Source organism: Paenibacillus oryzisoli, assembly GCF_050467285.1.
Classification (GTDB): Bacteria; Bacillota; Bacilli; order Paenibacillales; family NBRC-103111; genus Paenibacillus_E; species Paenibacillus_E oryzisoli_A.
In genome coordinates this window covers 463223-481820 of sequence record NZ_JBCMUN010000007.1, presented here as the reverse complement: position 1 = coordinate 481820, position 18598 = coordinate 463223, and the positions used below count along the sequence as shown (strand labels likewise).

General features: G+C 51.1%; 11 protein-coding genes. 7 read left to right on the top strand and 4 right to left on the bottom strand.

The features are described from left to right. Positions 1-373 precede the first annotated feature (373 nt). The 7 genes from ABE504_RS14400 to ABE504_RS14370 all read left to right on the top strand — a co-directional run bounded on the left by ABE504_RS14400 (position 374) and on the right by ABE504_RS14370 (position 14401). Positions 374-1270: an ABC transporter permease gene (locus ABE504_RS14400; RefSeq protein ID WP_430089556.1), complete on the top strand. Its 897-nt coding sequence runs from the start codon at positions 374-376 to the stop codon at positions 1268-1270. A 21-nt stretch (positions 1271-1291) separates the two neighbouring features. Beyond that, positions 1292-2167 carry a carbohydrate ABC transporter permease gene (locus ABE504_RS14395; RefSeq protein WP_430089553.1) on the top strand — a complete coding sequence of 292 codons (876 nt, stop codon included), beginning with the start codon at positions 1292-1294 and terminating at the stop codon, positions 2165-2167. Between the two features lie 51 nt (positions 2168-2218). After that, positions 2219-3757, top strand: coding sequence for an extracellular solute-binding protein (locus ABE504_RS14390; protein ID WP_430089550.1), 1539 nt, complete (start codon positions 2219-2221; stop codon positions 3755-3757). 34 nt (positions 3758-3791) lie between these two features. After that, positions 3792-6065 carry a helix-turn-helix domain-containing protein gene (locus ABE504_RS14385; RefSeq protein WP_430089548.1) on the top strand — a complete coding sequence of 758 codons (2274 nt, stop codon included), beginning with the start codon at positions 3792-3794 and terminating at the stop codon, positions 6063-6065. A 258-nt stretch (positions 6066-6323) separates the two neighbouring features. Further along, complete coding sequence (locus tag ABE504_RS14380) at positions 6324-9380, top strand: sugar-binding protein (protein ID WP_430089545.1); 3057 nt, start codon at positions 6324-6326, stop codon at positions 9378-9380. A 242-nt stretch (positions 9381-9622) separates the two neighbouring features. Next, positions 9623-11464: a hypothetical protein gene (locus tag ABE504_RS14375; protein WP_430089544.1), complete on the top strand. Its 1842-nt coding sequence runs from the start codon at positions 9623-9625 to the stop codon at positions 11462-11464. A gap of 129 nt (positions 11465-11593) precedes the next feature. Beyond that, a complete protein-coding gene (locus tag ABE504_RS14370; RefSeq protein ID WP_430089541.1) occupies positions 11594-14401 on the top strand; it encodes a sugar-binding protein in 2808 nt (935 codons plus the stop codon). A 58-nt stretch (positions 14402-14459) separates the two neighbouring features. Here ABE504_RS14370 and clpP read toward each other — a convergent pair whose 3' ends face one another. The 4 genes from clpP to ABE504_RS14350 all read right to left on the bottom strand — a co-directional run bounded on the left by clpP (position 14460) and on the right by ABE504_RS14350 (position 18298). Then, the gene (gene clpP, locus ABE504_RS14365; RefSeq protein WP_430089539.1) at positions 14460-15041 is read right to left on the bottom strand and encodes an ATP-dependent Clp endopeptidase proteolytic subunit ClpP; all 582 of its coding nucleotides are present in this window, start codon (positions 15039-15041) and stop codon (positions 14460-14462) included. A 55-nt stretch (positions 15042-15096) separates the two neighbouring features. Beyond that, positions 15097-15393: a hypothetical protein gene (locus ABE504_RS14360; protein ID WP_430089537.1), complete on the bottom strand. Its 297-nt coding sequence runs from the start codon at positions 15391-15393 to the stop codon at positions 15097-15099. A 14-nt stretch (positions 15394-15407) separates the two neighbouring features. Then, positions 15408-15998, bottom strand: a complete 591-nt coding sequence (locus ABE504_RS14355; RefSeq protein ID WP_430089535.1) for an ArsR/SmtB family transcription factor — start codon at positions 15996-15998, stop codon at positions 15408-15410. A 212-nt stretch (positions 15999-16210) separates the two neighbouring features. Continuing rightward, the gene (locus ABE504_RS14350) at positions 16211-18298 is read right to left on the bottom strand and encodes a CBM35 domain-containing protein (RefSeq protein ID WP_430089533.1); all 2088 of its coding nucleotides are present in this window, start codon (positions 18296-18298) and stop codon (positions 16211-16213) included. Between the last annotated feature and the right edge of the window lie 300 nt (positions 18299-18598).

Below are 18598 nucleotides of genomic sequence, written 5' to 3'. Positions count from 1 at the left end.
GAAATAGTACATGAAGAGCGGCTGCTAGGCAATTGGCAGCCGCTTATTTTTTACATCTGGAGGTGATCAAACTCGATATTCCGATGTCAACAGATGTGCATACGAGGTGAAATAATGATTACAAATGCGGGGAAAAGCTTGATTTCACTGGGTTTCCTGATCTTTTGAACAAATGAATATCGACTGTCAAGATGGTTTGCTCCTACAATGAGGAGGCAAGGAGAGGAATTGGCTTGCCCGACTCCTTGGGCTGAATCAGGCACGAACTTATTTACGTTACATGAAGGAGTGAATCATCTTGGCTGTCTACAATCATTCGGCCGAAACCGAGTTGAAACCGATTAGAGCTTCTAGCTCTTCGAGAAGAAAAAGCATGTTGCGTAAGATGAGGATGGACCGCTGGCTCTACTTCATGCTGCTGCCAGGTATCATCTACTTCCTATTATTCAAGTACGGACCCATGTGGGGCATCGTCATCGCCTTCCAGGATTATTCCCCCTTCCAAGGGATGACGGGCAGCAAGTGGGTAGGACTGAAGCACTTCCACCGGTTGTTCACCGATCCGACCTTCTTCATGCTGCTGAAGAATACACTGCTGCTTTCTTTCATGAACATTGCGTTTGTCTTCCCGATGCCGATTCTCTTCGCACTATTGCTGAACGAACTACGTACGGTGAAGTTCAAACGAGTGATTCAAACGCTGATCTACATCCCTCATTTTATGTCCTGGGTCATCATTGTCGGCGTGTTCTACGTGATCTTCGAGATGCAGGACGGGGTCTTCCAAAATATCATTGCGTCCATGGGGCTGCAAAAGTTCACCATTATGATGAATCCGGATCTCTTCCGCCCGATGTACATCTTGCAGTCGATCTGGAAGGATACGGGTTGGGGGACGATCATCTACCTGGCTGCACTGGCCGGGGTCGATCCTCAGCTATATGAGGCGGCTAAGATTGACGGGGCGGGTCGGATGCGCCAGTTGTGGCACATCACCCTGCCATGTATACGCAGTACGATCATTATTCTGTTGATTTTGAAAATTGGCGACATTCTGGATCTTGGCTTCGAGCATATGTTCTTACTGTTAAATTCTCTAAACCGTGGAGTGGCCGAAATCTTCGATACGTATGTGTATACATCAGGTATCGTTCAGGGCTCCTTCAGCTACTCAACTGCCGTTGGGGTATTCAAGTCCTTCGTCGGACTCGTGCTTGTTCTGGCTGCAAACAAGCTGTCCAAGAAGTTCGGAGAAGAAGGCATTATTTAAGAAGGGAAGGAGCCGTCTGTTATGAAGCATCACGACACATTCGCCGGTCGGATATTCGACTATTTGAACTATGCCGTCTTGTCCTTGTTCGCGCTCGCTACTACTGTTCCGTTTGTTCATATTGTGGCGACCTCACTTGCGTCCGAGCGAGAAGTTCTCACGAAGGATTTCATCCTGTTTCCTACCGAGTTCTCCCTGAACGCTTACCGGATCATCTTCGCGAACGATCGGATGGTGCACAGCTTGCTCGTCACGGTATTCATCACGGTTGTCGGGACGTTGATCAACATTGTCGCTACCTCCATCATGGCGTATCCGTTGTCCCGCAAAGACCTTATTGGACGCAAGCCGCTTATGATGATGCTCCTGTTCACCATGCTGTTCGGCGGAGGCATGATCCCAACGTTTCTGCTCATTAAGGCGCTAGGATTGCTGAATTCTTTCTGGTCTCTGCTGCTGCCAGGAGCGATCAGTGTGTTCAACCTCATTATTCTGAAAAACTTTTTCCAGCAAATGCCCGACGGGCTGGAGGAATCCGCTAAGATGGACGGCGCGAACGACCTCGTCATCTTGTTCCGGCTTGTGTTACCGCTCTCCTTACCGGCCATCGCCACCTTCAGCTTGTTCTATGCTGTTGGGCATTGGAACACGTTTATGTCGGCGGTGCTGTATATCAATGATGCAGCCAAATGGCCGATTCAAGTGCTGCTCCGCAACATTGTTATGCTATCGCAGGGATGGCTTGATAATCCGGAGGCGGCGGCCGAACAGACAACTTCGCCGGAGACGGTCAAGATGGCCGTCATTACGGTAGCTACGCTTCCTATTTTGTGTGTGTATCCATTTCTACAAAAGCACTTTGCAAAAGGGGTGATGCTCGGTTCCGTGAAAGGCTAGTTTGCAAGTTGGCAATTCCTAAACCATATAAATCAGGAGGTCTATTCGTTCATGAACAAATCGATGATAAACAAGATTACGGTTACCGCTATGACAACGGCATTAACAGGAACACTTCTGGCAGGATGCAGCTCCAGTACCGACGGTGCCAGCCCCAAGCCGGTAGCAGCGGACAGCAGCAAGCCGGCGGCTAACGCAGCGCCAACGACGATCAAGATTATGTCCCAGACGGCCATTGATCCGATGAAGGACGACAATCCGTTGAAGCTAGAATTGGAGAAGATGACGAATACGAAGCTGGAGTTTACATGGGTTCCGGCAACGGCATATAATGATAAATTTAACGCGACTCTGGCCTCCGGCGAGCTGCCGCAAGTGATGCTGACGAATACGGGCCGAGAAACGAACGTGGTCAATGCAGTGAGAGCTGGCGCATTCTGGGAGATTGGACCTTACCTCAAGCAGTTCCCGAATCTTAGCAAGCTGAGTCAAAATGTTTTGAATACGGTCAGCTATGATGGTAAGATTTATTTGCTTCCGCGGTTCCGTGATGGTGCTAGACACATTATCGCTTATCGCAAGGATTGGGCTAAGAATTTAGGCATTGACGAGCCGAAGACACTTGACGATTTAGCTAAAATGGCGAAAGCGTTTACGGACAATGACCCGGATAAGAACGGTAAAAATGACACGATCGGCTATGCGGAGTATGCCTCGCTAGACGCGTTGTCCCGCGATATCTCCGTCTATTTCGGCGGACCGATGAACAACGGTATTATGAACGATCAGGTTGTGCCTAACTTCTTGACGCCGGAATATTTTGAAGCACTGAAGTGGTATCGGAATCTGTATGCGGCCAAAGCGATTAATCAGGATTTCGCTTTGCTCAATAACACGCAGCAAGCAGAGTTGTTCACGAAGAGCAAGGCTGGTATTATTATCGCTGTCGATAGCAACGTGAAGACCTATCAGCGAGATCTGCAGAAGGTAGATCCGAAGATCGAGGTCGGTTTCATTCAGGGCCTTCCAGGACCAAAGGGATTAAGAGCTTCCACAACAGGCGGCTCGCTGGGCGGATATTTCTTCTCCAAGAGCACGATTAAAACAGAAGCGGAGCTGCTCAAGATTCTTGGCTTTTTCGACAAGTTATCATCTCCTGAAGGCATGACACTTGCCTATCGTGGTATAAAAGATGTAGATTACAAGATGGAAGGTAATTTCGTCGTACCTAACGCGACGCTGTCGGATGCGGCCAAAACAGGAACCGCCGCGCTCAACCAGCTGGCTGTCGCACACGTGAATGTAGGTGCTCCGCTCAAGCAGGATCCGCTTAACGAGCTGATCAGCAACCTGGTCGCAGCGAATGAGAAAATCGCCGTCTACGACGTAGCTGGCTCGCTAATCTCGGCAACGAAGAACGAGAAGGGGCCGGAGCTGGATAAGATTAAGACGGATGCAATTGTGAAGTTCATCATGGGTCAAATCGACGAAGCCGGCTATAAGAAGGCTATGGAAGATTGGAAGAAAGCGGGCGGCGACAAGGTCATCGCGGAATTTACCGCAGAATATAAGAAGGCGCAGGGTAAGTAAGTTATAAGGCTACAGGATCCGGGGAGGAATAACCATGAACTTTCGCCAAATGACTTATCGCAATAAATTGCTCGTTTATGGATTCCTCCTTGGTGTTGTACCTCTCGCTATCCTCGGTTTCCTGTCGTACTTCCGCGCTTCCACGACGATTCAGAAGTATGTGGAAGCCGGAAATCTGCAAATTCTAAAGCACAGCCAACTCGCCGTTGAGCAAAATATGAAGACGGTCGAGACCGCCCTGGTGGCGTTCCTCAATAGCCCTCAAGGGACGGATCTGTATAATATTCCGCTTGATTATCATAAGTACGAGCCGTTCAGCCGGCTTGAATCCAGCATGCGCCAGTTGCAGATCTATGAGACTGGCGTATTCGACGTGTCGTTGTACAATTTGCAATACCTTTGGCGTGTAAGCAATGCGGGGATTACTACGTTTGATAATAAAGAAGAGGAACTGCAACCTTACGAGGACTTTCTGAACTCCTCCATGAATTCCACATGGATTAAGAATGAGCATGGGATCCGGTTTCTGAAGAAGAGTCCGCTCTATGTAACCAACCCGGCGATGCTTGTCGTCGTGGATATTCCGTATTCTCACCTCAGCAAGCTGCTTCTTCGCGCGAACCCGCTTGGAAGCACAGCGATCCTGGACAGCCATATGGAATTGTTGCTTGGTCAGGATCAAGGCTCCGTACAGCAGTTATTGGGTAATAAGGAGCTGAGAAAGAAGCTGTCCGGAGACGACCTTGAGGGACAGTTAGTTGTGAAGCGGGACGGCGAATCGTACGGGGTGACATTCGTCCGCTCCACCTTCTCGGGATGGTATTATATCGCAGCCGCTTCGATCGACGAGATTACCAAGGAATCCCGTTCGATCGGGCAATTCACTTGGTGGATCTGCGCCGGAATTCTGTTCTTGATTATCTTCGCCGCCTGGTTTGGCTCCAACAATATGTACAGGCCGATTCGCAAGCTCCACAGTGTGCTTGTCGGATCGGGGGACAGGTCCCGCGATCCGAACGATAGCAAGGAGGATCATATCCAGGAGATCGGCAAGAGCGTAACGAAGCTGCTCGACCGGGAGAAGAAGATGTCCAGCCAGATCGAAGGCTACACGGTGCAGCTCCAGGCGTTCTTCGTACAGAAGCTTATTCTAGGCGATGTGCGCAAGCGTGAAATTACTGAAAAGCTGGACATGTTCAGCTATGCAGCGAATTGGCTCAAAATGACGGTGATGGCCGTGGAGATCGATACGTTGGAAGGAACGCGCTACAGCCGTAATGATCAGGATTTGCTGCTGTTCGCTATCAGCAATATGGTCAGTGAAATCATCCCACAGACGAACCGGCTGGCGCCGATCGTCTCCAGCAGCAGCCAGTTAAATGTGGTGGGTACAGTGCTGGACGATCCGGAGGCATGGAATGCCGAGCTGCAGCTGTGGGCAGAAGCGATTCAGAAGGCGGCGTCCACCTATCTGGGCGTGACGGTCAGCGTTGCCTTGAGCAAACCGGTAGCGCAGTGGACAGACGTACCGCGGGCTTACGAGGAGGCGGAGGAAGCGCTGAACTACCGTGTACGGCTCGGCAATGAAGCGATCATTTACAGTGAGGATGTTGTTTCCGAGCCGGTCGAGAAGGTTCATTATCCACTGAAGCTGGAGCAGGAGCTGCTTGCCTCGATCAAGAGCGGGTACCGGCTGCAGGCGGAGGAAAAGCTGCGTAATTTCATGCAGGAGCTGGTGCGGCCGCCGTTTCATTTCCAGGAATACCAGTTGAGCTTATTCCGGATGCTGACCGAAATTACCGGTCTTCTCCAGGCAGAAGGGATTCCGCTTAGAAATCTGGTGAACGGAGAGACGCCGCTCATTGAACAGATGTCCCAACTCCGAACGGTGGAGGAGATGGAGGAGTGGTTCCTGCAGAAGCTGATCATTCCGATCATCACCGTTCTGGAGGAGCTGCGAAGCTCCCAGTTCCAAAATATTTCCGATGCGGTTATTCAGATGATCCACGAGGATTTCGATACAGCTCTCACGCTGGAGCTATGTGCTTCCCGGATTCATTATCATCCTCATTATGTGAGCAAGGTGTTCCGCCAGGAGACGGGCGTGAACTTTAGCGAATATTTACTGAAGCATCGACTTGAGATGGCGAAAGGCTGGTTGACAGAGACGAGCATGACCGTGACGGAGATTGCGGAGAAGCTCAAGTATACGAGCCCGACCAACTTCATCCGCTACTTCCGCAAGATTGAAGGCATAACGCCGGGGCAGTATCGAGAGAGAAAGACTGGGAACATATCCAAAGACTAATATGAACAAGCTCAGCGCTTGCCTTTGAAGAGGTGGCGCTGTTTTTGCGTTGGAGAGCGAGTAGGGGCTGATGTTATAAGATGATCAAGCGGATATTGACAATTGATTATGTGATCAAGCGTCGGGCGATCCGTATTCTTATGAACAAATGAATATATACAGGAAACGTGTCTGGAAGGAGAATGGTATCTGTACCAAAATACAAATAAAGGAAAGGAGATCTCAAGTAAATAACCCACAGAAGGAGTTGTTCGGTCAATGATGATCAAATTGCGAGTTTGGATGGTGTTGTTGACGTTATGTATGATTTTCGCTTCTATAGCCATTGTTCCGCTTCCCCGCGCTGAGGCGGCGACTTATCCGACGCTGCTGAGCTCGGATTTTGAAGACGGAACGTCTAGCGGTTGGAGCGTTTCGAAGGGATCGTTCTCCGTTGTTGCCGATGGCAGCAACGTCTACAAGACTTCCTATGCGTCGGGGAGCTCGACAGAGAGATTGGCAACGGCCGGTACCACGACGTGGACCAATTACTCGGTCGAAGCCAAGCTGAAACTGTACAGCGGCGACTATGCAGGTCTGCTGGGACGCTACAAGGATACAGACAACTATTACAATCTGACGATTTACGACACGGATAATATGGTGAGACTCGGCAAGAAGGTAGCTGGAACTAGTGTAACGCTAGGCAGCTACGCCATGACGATTGCTCCCAATACGATCTATACGTTGAAGCTGGACATGGACGGCTCTCAGATCATAGCTTCGGTTAACGGTACGCCGGTCATCACGGTGACCGATTCGGGTCTTGCGTCCGGGAAGATCGGAACCCGGGGCTACAAGGCGACATACAGCATTGATGATGTTTCGGTCGTGGATAAGCGTGTCCCGGCTAGCATTGTCATTTCTCCGCAAAATGCACTGCTGCTGGATGGCGAATCCCGCCAATATTCGGCAACGGTATATGACAGCACGTACAACGTGATTGCGGGCGTGCCGCTCACCTGGTCGAGCGGGAATACGTCCATTGCGAGCGTGAGCGGAACGGGTATTGTGCAGGGCGAGGGTGCGGGCACTACCTCGATTACGGCGTCCTACGGCTCGCTGCAAGGCAGCGCGAACGTCACGATTCAAGCCATTGTGCCCGTGACTCCGATTCAGATGCCCAAGACCTTGAGCACCATTACGGTTGACGGTGCATTAAGCGAGAGTGTCTGGTCACTGGATAACACCGCACTTAAGGTGGTCTCTGGTACGAATGATAATACCGTTACCTTCGGTACGCTATGGAATGAGAAATACTTATATGTGGGAGTTAACGTCATCGATAACAATCTGTACAACGACTCAACAGACGGATGGGACGATGATTCCGTTGAGCTGTTCATCGATGCCAACCACAATCACGGTTCTACGTATGATGTGTTCGATTGGCAGTTCCGCAAGGGATACAATGATACGGCCATATGGGAGAGCCAAAGCGAAACAGCCGGCGTCCTGCATGGCTGGTCCAACGTGACCGGAGGCTACACGTTAGAGTTGGCGATTCCGTGGGAAAATCTCGGTGTCGTTCCTTCTGCTGGCGTAAGCGTCGGCTTCGATATCGCCAACAACGACGATGATAACGGCGGTGTCAGGGAAGGGCAGCGGGTATGGGCCGGCATCGCGGACAATTACAAAAACACGCTGAGCTTCGGCGACCTGATTCTGTCTGCGACGACGGTGGGCACGACGCCAACGCCACCTACACCGCCGCCGGCTGTAGATCGCTATGTGCTGCCGGCTGGTGCCGGAACGATGGATGGCAGCAGCTGGGCCAATGCTATGGCCGGCGATGCAGCCGGAGGCTTGCAAGCGGCGTGGGATGCGACAGGACCGAACAATACACTGTTCATTGGCAGCGGAACTTATACGGTTCCACAGACGCTGCAGCTGTCGACCGGGGGGACCGATATCACTCACCTCAAGAAGCTCTCGGGCTTCGATACCGGGGGTGGACTTCCCGTATTCCAAGGCAGCTGGACGCTGGCTAATCAAGTATCCAATCCCTTTATTAATGTGCCGGTTGGGGTAAGCTTCTGGCGTGTTTCCGATCTTCATATCCAAAATTATATGTACGGCATTTATGCCAACGGCCAGCATGAAGGGGTCCGCATTTCAAACATCGAAGCAGAAAATATGTCGGACGGTGTGTACTTCTGGGGGAAGGCTACCCGATCCAATCCGAACGTAGGCTCCCATGATATTGTCGTCAAGGACAGCAGCTTCAGCAACTTTACCAAGAGTGCCGTCCGATTCCGTAACGGAAACTATTTGGCTAGCGTTATCAATACGACAGCGGATGCCGGCGGCTCCGCCTTCTGGTACAGCGGGAACTTCCCAATTGGCTTCCGAATTGGCAATTCGCCGGAATCGGCCAACATTTTCGACCATGATATCTTGTTCCAAGATGTGACAGCACGTAATAGCTATCATGAGAACGGGACGAACTACTGGAATGGTGATGGCTTCGCAGCGGAGCGTCAAACCTACAATTTGACTTATGTGCGCGCTAAGTCCTTCAACCATACGGACGGCGGGTTCGACGACAAATCCTCCAATCCAGTCTGGATCGACTCCGTCGCCTTCGGCAGCAAACGGAACTTCCGGCTTTGGTCCTTGGGCAAGGCAACCTTAATTAATTCGATCGCCGGCTATGCCAATAAGCAAGGTGGCAGCGGTGGTGCCTATGACTTGTGGGTTGGCGGCTCGGGCAACGTGGATGCCTACTACAGCACTTTCTATGACAGCTCTTCGACGCCGATCGGACTGGAAGATGCGAATCAAGTCAATATCTATGATTCCATCGTCGGCAAGAGCTCAGGCAGTGCCGTGTACACCACCGCAGGTGGCACTATCACGTTCACGCGGTCCGATCAGTACATTCCAGGCACGATAGGTCAGGACCCTCAATTTGTGAACGCTGCCAATACGGCGTGGGAAGGCGGCAGCAGCGATTTTAACAGCCAATACTTCGGTAATACGAAGGGGTATTACGAACCAAGCTCGAGCGCGGCGAATTACAACGTCTCCATTAGCACAGGCAGCTTAAGCCTGAATGTGGCGCAGCATACATCGGTAACGGCAAGTGTGACGGACGGCGGCGCTCCGATCTCCGATCCGGAGAATATCGTCTGGTACAGCGAGGACGGCGATCTGCTGCGTGTGGAGCAGTCTAGAGGAGCGAATGCTGCAGTAACCGGTCTGGAAGCGGGAACAACACATCTTGTTGCCGTATACAAAGGTGCACGTACGGACATAACCGTAACCGTTCATTAAACAATGATCATCATAACGCTTGCTCCAGAGATGGAGCAGGCGTTTTTTCTGCTGAGTTGGACCATCTCCACATGAATGAATGAATAGCTTCGTATTACTTGCGGAACAAACCTTGGCTCACCAGCCCTTATCGCCAGTTCGTTAGTTAATGAATATAGACTGTGATGTGATTTCGGAGGACAATGAACCTGAATTCGCCGAATTGCGCCAATTACATAATTACAAGATAAGGGAGTGGGTCCATGATCAGTTTTAATCGTATCCGTTCGGCTATACTATCGGCGGAGCACGCCCGAGATCACCTTTTGGGCGTACCGCTCACCGATGCACGGAAGAAGTCTATTCGTCAGTCCGAGATCTTCGCCCCGCTATTGGAAGACATTCGGGTGGAGTCGGCCAGAGCCCGGCAGGAGCCGATTCCAGCGCTTTTGTTCTCCAAGTTCCATTTGTTCGTGAAGCAAGGAACGCGCGCGGAATACCAGAAGGCCTATTATGAGCGTCGAGGCAGGCTGCTTGCCTTGACGCTGGAGGCTTGGTTATTTCCCGAGGAGGCAGCGCTTGAGACATTAGAAGATCTGATCTGGACGATCTGCGAGGAGCACTCGTGGGCGCTGCCCGCTCATCTGCCATGGTCCTACGAGAAGCTGGTCGAATCGCGTGTCCCGATGGCACAGATGGTAGACTTGTTCGCGGCGGAGACGGCACACGCGTTGGCCGAGACGCTGTATCTCCTTGAGGATCGTCTAAATCCCTGGGTGGTGCACCGGGTTAAGGAGGAGCTCGAACGTCGGGTATTCGGGCCGGTATTCAGCTCCGCTTACACCTTCCGCTGGGAGTGGCGAACAAGCAACTGGGCGTCCGTCTGTGCCGGAGCGGTAGGGATGGCCGCACTGCTTATGGTTGACGACCGCGAGCGTCTGGCCGGCATGATCGGACGACTCTCCGGAGCGATGGCTTGCTTTCTGGAAGGCTTCGGGGCGGACGGCTGCTGTCTGGAGGGAATTAGCTATTGGGATTACGGATTCGGCTATTATGTTTATTTCGCTGAGATGCTGAGGGCGTATACGGGAGGGGAACTGGATCTGCTTCAGGGGGAGAAGATAACCGCTATCGCACGGTTCCCGGCTGCGGTGGCGCTGACTACACCGCAATCCGTCAACTTTTCGGATTGCGTAGAGCAGCCATTCCTTAGTACCGGGCTGCACAGCAGGTTGTACGATCGTATACGAGCGCCGCTTCCGGTCATAACCCGGGCAGCCCGGTTTCATGAGAATGCGACGTATCGGTTTCCGCAGATGGTCCGCAATCTGTTATGGACAGATCCCACCCATTTTCACCGACCCAATACGATAGGAACCTATGTGTTCTCCGATGCGGGCTGGGTTGTCGACAAGCGGATGCTCGGCGGGACAATGCTCGCTTTCGCTGCGAAAGGCGGACACAACAACGAACCGCATAATCATAACGATCTGGGTCACTTTCTCCTGCATGCAGGAGGCGAGACACTGCTTGTCGATCTGGGACAGGGAGCATACACCCGGGATTATTTCGGCGAGAAGCGATATGAGCATGTACATACTTCCTCGGAAGGGCACTCTGTGCCGGTCATTAATGGCTGCGTTCAGGGGACAGGGGAGGCTTATCAGGGGATCGTCAAAGAAACGGAAATTCGCGAACAGACGCTGGTCGTCAAGCTAGATCTGACCGAAGCCTACCCGGAGGCAGCGGGTCTAAGCTCTTTCTGCCGGACATTCCAGTGGGCCAGCGATCTCGCGTCTGAGGAGGCCGAGCTGAAGCTGACGGATGCCTTCGTTTTCCGGGCGTCCAACAACCAGCTCGCTGAAACCTTTATCAGCCTGACGGAACCGCTGATTGAGAAGGGCTGCGTCATCTGGGAAGGGCAGCAGGGGAAAGTGGAGATGTACTACGAGGCGGACTTGCTGGCTGCGAAACATGAGGTGCTTCGGAATGACGCCAACCCGGTCCGCACCCGCATCATTCACCGTGTTCGTCTGCATGCCGACCAGGTGCCCGACCGGGCGGAGTTTCTATTTCGGTTCCGCTGCACGGCTAAACCGAGTTAGTTGTATCCCTGAGGACTATGCTCAGATGAGGAGGGAGGTGAAGCAAAGCGCCGTACATAGGGGGCCAACCAGTGCGGCGGCGGAGATTCGTTCGTTTTCATCCTATCATTTGAAGGGAGTAGTGTATTTATGAGATCGCAAAAATGGTTCAGCAGGACATTAGTGGTTTTATTAGTCTTCAGCATGGTGATTTCCTTTGGGGCAATCCAACCGAAGTTGGCATCCGCAGCAACATTATTTTCTGACGATTTTGAAGACGGAGATGCAGCTGGCTGGTCCATCGTGAATGGGGGAGCAACCAATTTTAGTGTTGTATCGGACGACACAATGGTTTATAAAATCCAATATGCGAGTGGCGGTATCACAGAGAAAATTGCTGTTGCTGGGAACGCCGGATGGACGAATTATGCTGTGGAAGCGAAAGTGAAATTGCTTTCGGGAAGCAACGCTGCCGTTATCGCCAGATATGTGAACAAAGATAACTTTTACGTGTTGAGAATCGATAGTTCGAACGATAAGCTAGAGTTGAGTAAAAGAGTGAATGGTACATTTTCGCTTCTCTCGGAGACGGCTATGACACTGAATTCGAACACGGCATACACGCTTAAATTGTCTGTAAACGGTACTAATTTAATCGGATTTGTGGATGGGGTACAAAAAATTAGCGCTTCCGATACTGCATTTTCCGCCGGGAAAATCGGTACGAGAGGGACTTCTTCCACGTACACCCTTGATAATGTCACAGTTTCGGACCCCACTCCTAACTATATCGCCAAAAAAACGTTAAGTCCCCTCTCAATCAATGGAATTTTGGATGAGTCTGTCTGGTCAATGGGTCAAAGTGCGTCTAAGGTGGTCCAAGGTGTGACAGACAATACCGTTACCTACGGGGCGCTATGGGACGACAAGTATTTGTATGTAGGCGTCAAGGTGCTTGATGGCAATCTTTATAACGATTCGTTGACGGACTCCTTCGATGATGATTCGGTCGAGCTATTTATCGACGCAGATCATAGTCGTGGTATCACCTACGATCTCAAAGACTGGCAGCTTCGCAAAAGGTACAACGACACCGGTCTATTCGAGAAATTGAATGAAACCGTCGGCGTGAAGCATGCATGGTCTGCAATTGCCGGGGGATATGCCATCGAAATGGCGATTCCATGGATCAATTTAGGAATCACACCCGCTGCACAGTTGAGTATTGGCTTCGACATCGCTGTCAACGACGACGATAACGGAGGCGTCCGTGAGGGGCAGCTCGTATGGTCGGGGACTGCAGATAACTGGCAAAACACCTCGGCATTAGGTGATTTGACGCTGTCCTCCACGACAGTCGGAACGACACCAACACCGCCTACACTGCCGCAGCCCGTCAACCGATATGTGACACCGCAAGGTGCCGGTTCGAAGGACGGAAGCAGCTGGGCCAACGCATTCAAAGGTGACCAAGTTGGCGGACTCCAGGCTGCATGGGATGCGACGGGCATAACAAACACGCTTTACGTCGGAAGCGGAACGTATATCGTGCCTCAGACATTAAGCTTGACGAGAGGCGGTACAGATGTTCTACATATGAAAAAGCTGATCGGCGTGGATACGGGTGGCGGGCTTCCTGAGTTCAAAGGCGATTTCACATTGCCTAGCCAGGGCTCGCGAAAATTCATAGACGTGCCGCTTGGCGTCAGCTATTGGTGGATTCAGGATATTGTCATAGGCAACTATTTTTACGGCATCTATGTCAATGGGCAAAGCGAAGGGATCCGCATCTATAACGTGAGCGTTCATGACATGAGTGACGGCGTTTACTTCTGGGGCAAAGCGACACGTTCTAACCTGGATGCGGGTACGCACGATATCGTGGTGAAAGGCGGCAATTACACCAATTATACTAAAAGGGCTATTCGTTTCCGCAACGGCAACTATATGGCGAGTGTCATCGGCGTCAATGCCGACGCAGGAGGTCAAGCGAATTGGTACACAGGCAATTTCCCATTCGGCTTTAGTATTGGCAATTCACCGGCAGAGTCCCCTTACATCTTCGATCATGATATTTTGTTCCAAGATGTGACGGCCCGCAACAGCTGGCATCAAGACGGAACCTCCTATTGGAACGGTGATGGATTCACAGCTGAGCGCTCGGCGTACAATTTGACGTACGTACGCAGTAAGGCGTTCGATAGCACAGATGGCGGCTATGATGATAAATCGAAAAACCCGGTGTTTATCGATACGGTCTCTTTCGGCAATAAGCGGAACTACCGATTATGGTCGGCGGACAAAGCTACGCTGATCCGTGCCATCGGTGGGTATTCGTTCAAACGCGGCGGAAGCGGAGACGCACTCAACTTGCATGTGACTGGCGACGGTAACGTAGATGCTTACTACAGTACGTTCTGGAACAGCCAGAACTCGGAAATCGGACTCGAAAACGCGAATACGGTCAATATTAACAACTCGATTATCGGTAAAAATAACGGAACTTCTCTGTATAATTTATCCGGCGGACAGTTAAATGTCGTCAACTCGGATGCCTATATACTTGGCGTTCAAGGGACGGACCCCCAATTTGTAAACGGTGGGAATTCAGCCTGGGAAGGCGGAAGCAGCGATTTCAACAGCCAAGCTTACGGCAATACGAAAGGTTATACGTATCCGGGCCCGAACAACACGCCATACACGGTTCAGATCAACTCGGGCAACCTTGCATTGGGTTTATATGGAAGCAGTACGATCAGTGCGCAGGTGCTAGACAGCAACAATAACCCAGTGGCGGATCCCGAAAATATCATTTGGTACAGCAAAGATGGATTTATTTCCCGGATCTTACAGTCACGCGGACCAAGTGCAATTGTGCAAGGCTTAAATGCCGGTACGACAGAAGTTATAGCGGTGTATAAAGGCGATGAAGCGAAAATCTCGGTTACGGTAAATTAAAAGTAAAAAGAAGAGAAAGTGAAAAAGCGTGCCGCGTTGGCACGCTTTTTTTTGACGATTATATGCGTTCGACGACTTTGTCGATCAGCCCGTACGCTTTGGCGCCTTCTGCGTCGAGGAAGTAATCGCGGTCCGTATCGCGCTCAATTTTGTCCAGCGGCTGTTTGGTCGTCTCCGACATAATACGGTTCAGGGTACTGCGTGTTTTTAAAATATGATTGGCGCGAATCTGAATGTCGCTCGCCTGTCCTTGCGTGCCTCCCCAAGGCTGGTGGATCATGATCTCAGCGTTCGGCAGCGCGAAGCGCTTGCCCGGCGCGCCTGAAGTGAGGAGGGTGGCGCCCATGGAAGCGGCCATGCCGACACAGATCGTGGAGACGTCCGGTTTGATGAAGTTCATCGTGTCGTAAATGGCAAGGCCAGCGGAGGTGGAGCCGCCCGGCGAATTAATGTAGAGCGAGATGTCTTTCTCCGGATCTTCGGCGGAAAGGAAGAGAAGCTGCGCGATAATCGCATTGGCGACCTGGTCGTTAACCTCCGTGCCGAGAAATACGATGCGATCTTTCAGCAATCTGGAGTAAATATCGTAGGAGCGCTCGCCGCGCGAGCTTTGCTCAACAACCATCGGAATGAAGCTCATGGGGATCATCCTTTCTCATTGTAAAATAAGACGTGGTTAGCAGCGGATACCGCTTTTAAGCCGCGGCTTTCGCCTGAATCGTCGGCACGTGAACCCGCTGCTTCTGGCCAAAACCGGAAGAGACGACGATGAGGCGGACTGGCGACTCGACGTTCATCGTGTGCAGCTCGCGCACCGTAACGGTGGCTTCCGTCAGCACCTGTGCGGCGCCTTGGCGGCGATGCGCATCCAGCGGAATGACGCCCGTGTCTTTCGTCCGGTGCGGTTCGGGCTGCTCCCAGCTAATCACGGGAGTGGGCTCTTGCTGTTCCGCGTCTAGCTGCGGCTTGCTTGGCGAATGTTCCTGACTCATGGCGTAGGCCTCCTTTATTCCTGCGGTTTGGGATAAACGGCTGCGATGACTTGATAAGCGTCTTGGCTGTCGCTGCTGGCGGAGTAGCGTGCCACAAGCGCTTGCATCAGCGCGGCATACTCCTCGATGAAAGCTTGCCGCTGCGCTTCGGTGCCCAGGCAGACCTGCAGCTGCAGCGTCGCGCTCGGCACGTCTTCGCCGACCTCGGACTGCTCCATGAGCAACACCGCGTCCCGCCGCAAGCGGTCAGACGTTGTTACGAGGTGCGCGAGCGAGCTTTGCTCCTTCAGCTTCTGCAAGGTCTCCGGCTTCATGCTGAGCGATTCCGCCAGCACGAACGTCTTGGCGATGGCGCGGTACAGCACCTCGACCAGGTTGCGCACTTGTCGGGTGCCGACGCGCTCGACAAGGCCAACCTTCTCCAACGCCTTAAGGTGGTAATTGATGCGCTGGGCCGTCTCGCCCAACGTGCGCGCCACCTCCGCGGCGGAGCCGGGCTCTTGCAGCTGCGCGATAATCTCGCCGCGCAGCGGGTTGAGCAGCACGGTCGCCTGCTCGGGCGATTCGATGTAGTAGCTGTCGCGAATCGGTTGTTCTTGCGGCATGCAAGGGCGCCTCCGTGTACAAAGTATATGTTACGTAAAAATATTTTATTACGTGGAGAGGGGAAAGTCAATGGGCGATTAGGTTTTCTTAGTATGGAGGGACAAATAGGTGGAAGAACGCCATTGCGTTAAAAAGGCTTGAGTCATCTGTAATTCAGATGATTCAAGCCTTTTTGTGCAATCTAATACTTCCGATGATAGTAGGAAACTTACTATTTCACTTCGATATAATCAAGCTCGGCATAACCCGTGCCTTTTGAAAATTTAATTGTGTTTGTACCTGCTTGTAAGCTCACCGTTTTAGTCAACACCTTACGATATCCTTTGTTCGAGGAAGAGGCTAGCCAGCCGCCAGTAATAGGATACGTAACGATACTTGACGCGCCTCCGTTTATTGAAAGGTTGTGCGTCGAGTCAGCGCTCGTGCCATTGGCGTAACCGATGTCCATTGTATAGGTTCCCGATGTAGGCACATTCAAAGTGAATTGGACGTAGCTATCTGCATAATCGATTACTCCCACGAAGTGCCGATTGGATGCAAAGGCGCTGGTATCGATAACAGCATGATTAACGAGTGCATTTTCGGACTCAACTCTTGCTTTAAACGCCCCCACTTTTGTCAACTGGATAAAATCAGCTTCGGCATAATTCGTTCCTTTGCTCAAACGGAGGGTATTGATACCTGCGTTCAGCGCCACATTTAATGTAGTTGTTCCAACGTTCCCGGTACCTAACCATCCACCGGTTATTGGATAAGTAACTGTGGTAGCCGCACCCCCGTTTACGGACAAGTTATGTGTAGAGCTTGCTGTACCTCCATTGGCATATCGAACATCCATCCTGTAGTTGCCTGCCGTAGGTGCGTTAACCGTATACTGTACGTAGCTGTCAGCGTAGTCGATTCCGCCGATATATTTACCGTTTGAGGCCTGAACATTGCTATAAGTAATTGCATGGTTAACTAGTGCTTTCTCCGCTTCATATCGGTTATTATTGTTTACCGCTGCTGGTGTGATGGTCAAGCGATAACCCGATGAGGGATTCATGCCCGTTATCGGTACCGAAATTTGGCCTCCAGAAATTGTAAGATCCTCTTCAAAAACCGTATCCGGAGCGGCAACTGCAGTATCGACGCCATACCATGGTGTACTTTCTAGTTTTACATGAGCGTTAGTTCCGAAGAATGGGACGCCCCCGAATCCTTTCACGACGATTGTTTTGTCGCCAGTTCCGCCACCGAACACAACGTAGGAGACATGATTGGTCGAATCGACATTTGCAATACCGTCCAAATCGACGGCCGTGTCGCTAGCCGGAGTAGTCATGGCCATCATACCCCCCATGTCACCGTACCATTTGTAAAGCCACCAACCGCCATTAGCAGAGCCAGTGTCCGTCATCAAGTTGCTAAGACGGCCTGGAGTGAACCAGAAAGCTATGTTAGCCGTATCGGTTCCGGATCGTTCAAATTCGGAAATATATCGTATCGAACTGCCGGGTACGCCCTCTTCGCGAATGACGCTGTATTCGTTAATACTAATCAAACGTGGAGATATCCCGAGGCTGGATTCCAGTGTCCGATACGCGGAAATATGTTGAGAGATATAACCAGGCTGTGGATTATTAATGTAGCTGCCTTCCGGTGCCCCAAGTTCATGCCAGCTGATGATATCGGGAAGTACGTTGTTCGCCTTGCAAAAAGTCAGGAAATCCTGTAACCAGGCTTGGTTATATTTGGTTATACTTGGACCGATGATTTTCGTATTTGGATCTTTTGCTTTGATACGCAGGTATGTATTTTTCCAACCATCATTGAACGAGCCTGCTTTGGAAGTATCCCATGTACCGTCTGGCTCATTCCAAATTTCGTAACCGTATATGTTGGTGGCCCCGGAAGCCAGTGTTGCATCGACGATAGAGTCCACCTTCGAATACCAGTCAGCCCAACTTACCCACTTATATGGAAAATCAGGGTAGATATCCGGCATGCGGATCGTGATTGCAGCACCAGCACGCGCAGCCATGGGGGCAACTTTTAAGGCGTCACCGATTGGCATTTGTTGACCGTTCGGTGCCATCTGTGTGAACATCTTCGGCTTTGTCGGGCCAACCAAGGAGTCACTGGGACTTCCGTCATTACCCAAACCATACAATGAGCCGGAAGCAACGTGCGTAGCTGTACGATACTGATTGGATAGATCAACCGTGAACTGTGCTGGAACCGCTGCGTTTGAAATTGTAGTAGGTAGGGACATTAGTAACAACGTGCTAGTGAGCAAGAATGATAATTTTTTCCTCATTTTAGTAAACCTCCTTAATGGAATAAAATGCTGGAAAAATAGCCTAGCTTGCAAGTTATTAGTCTTAATGCTCTTTATTTATTCCTTAACCCCCTTTCAATCTAAATTATAGTATTTCAGTTCAGCTCTTGAATGTGATTCTTTTCTGATAATAGGATTATTTCCATTAATTTATTTTTTTCAATGGTGCCCGAAGATAGTGGACGTTTTCTGCTAGTGGACAATTTCAAGCAAGATTTTGGTGGAATACGGATATTAATACTCAAGGATATAATGAAAGTGTTAAAATCCAATTAAAGT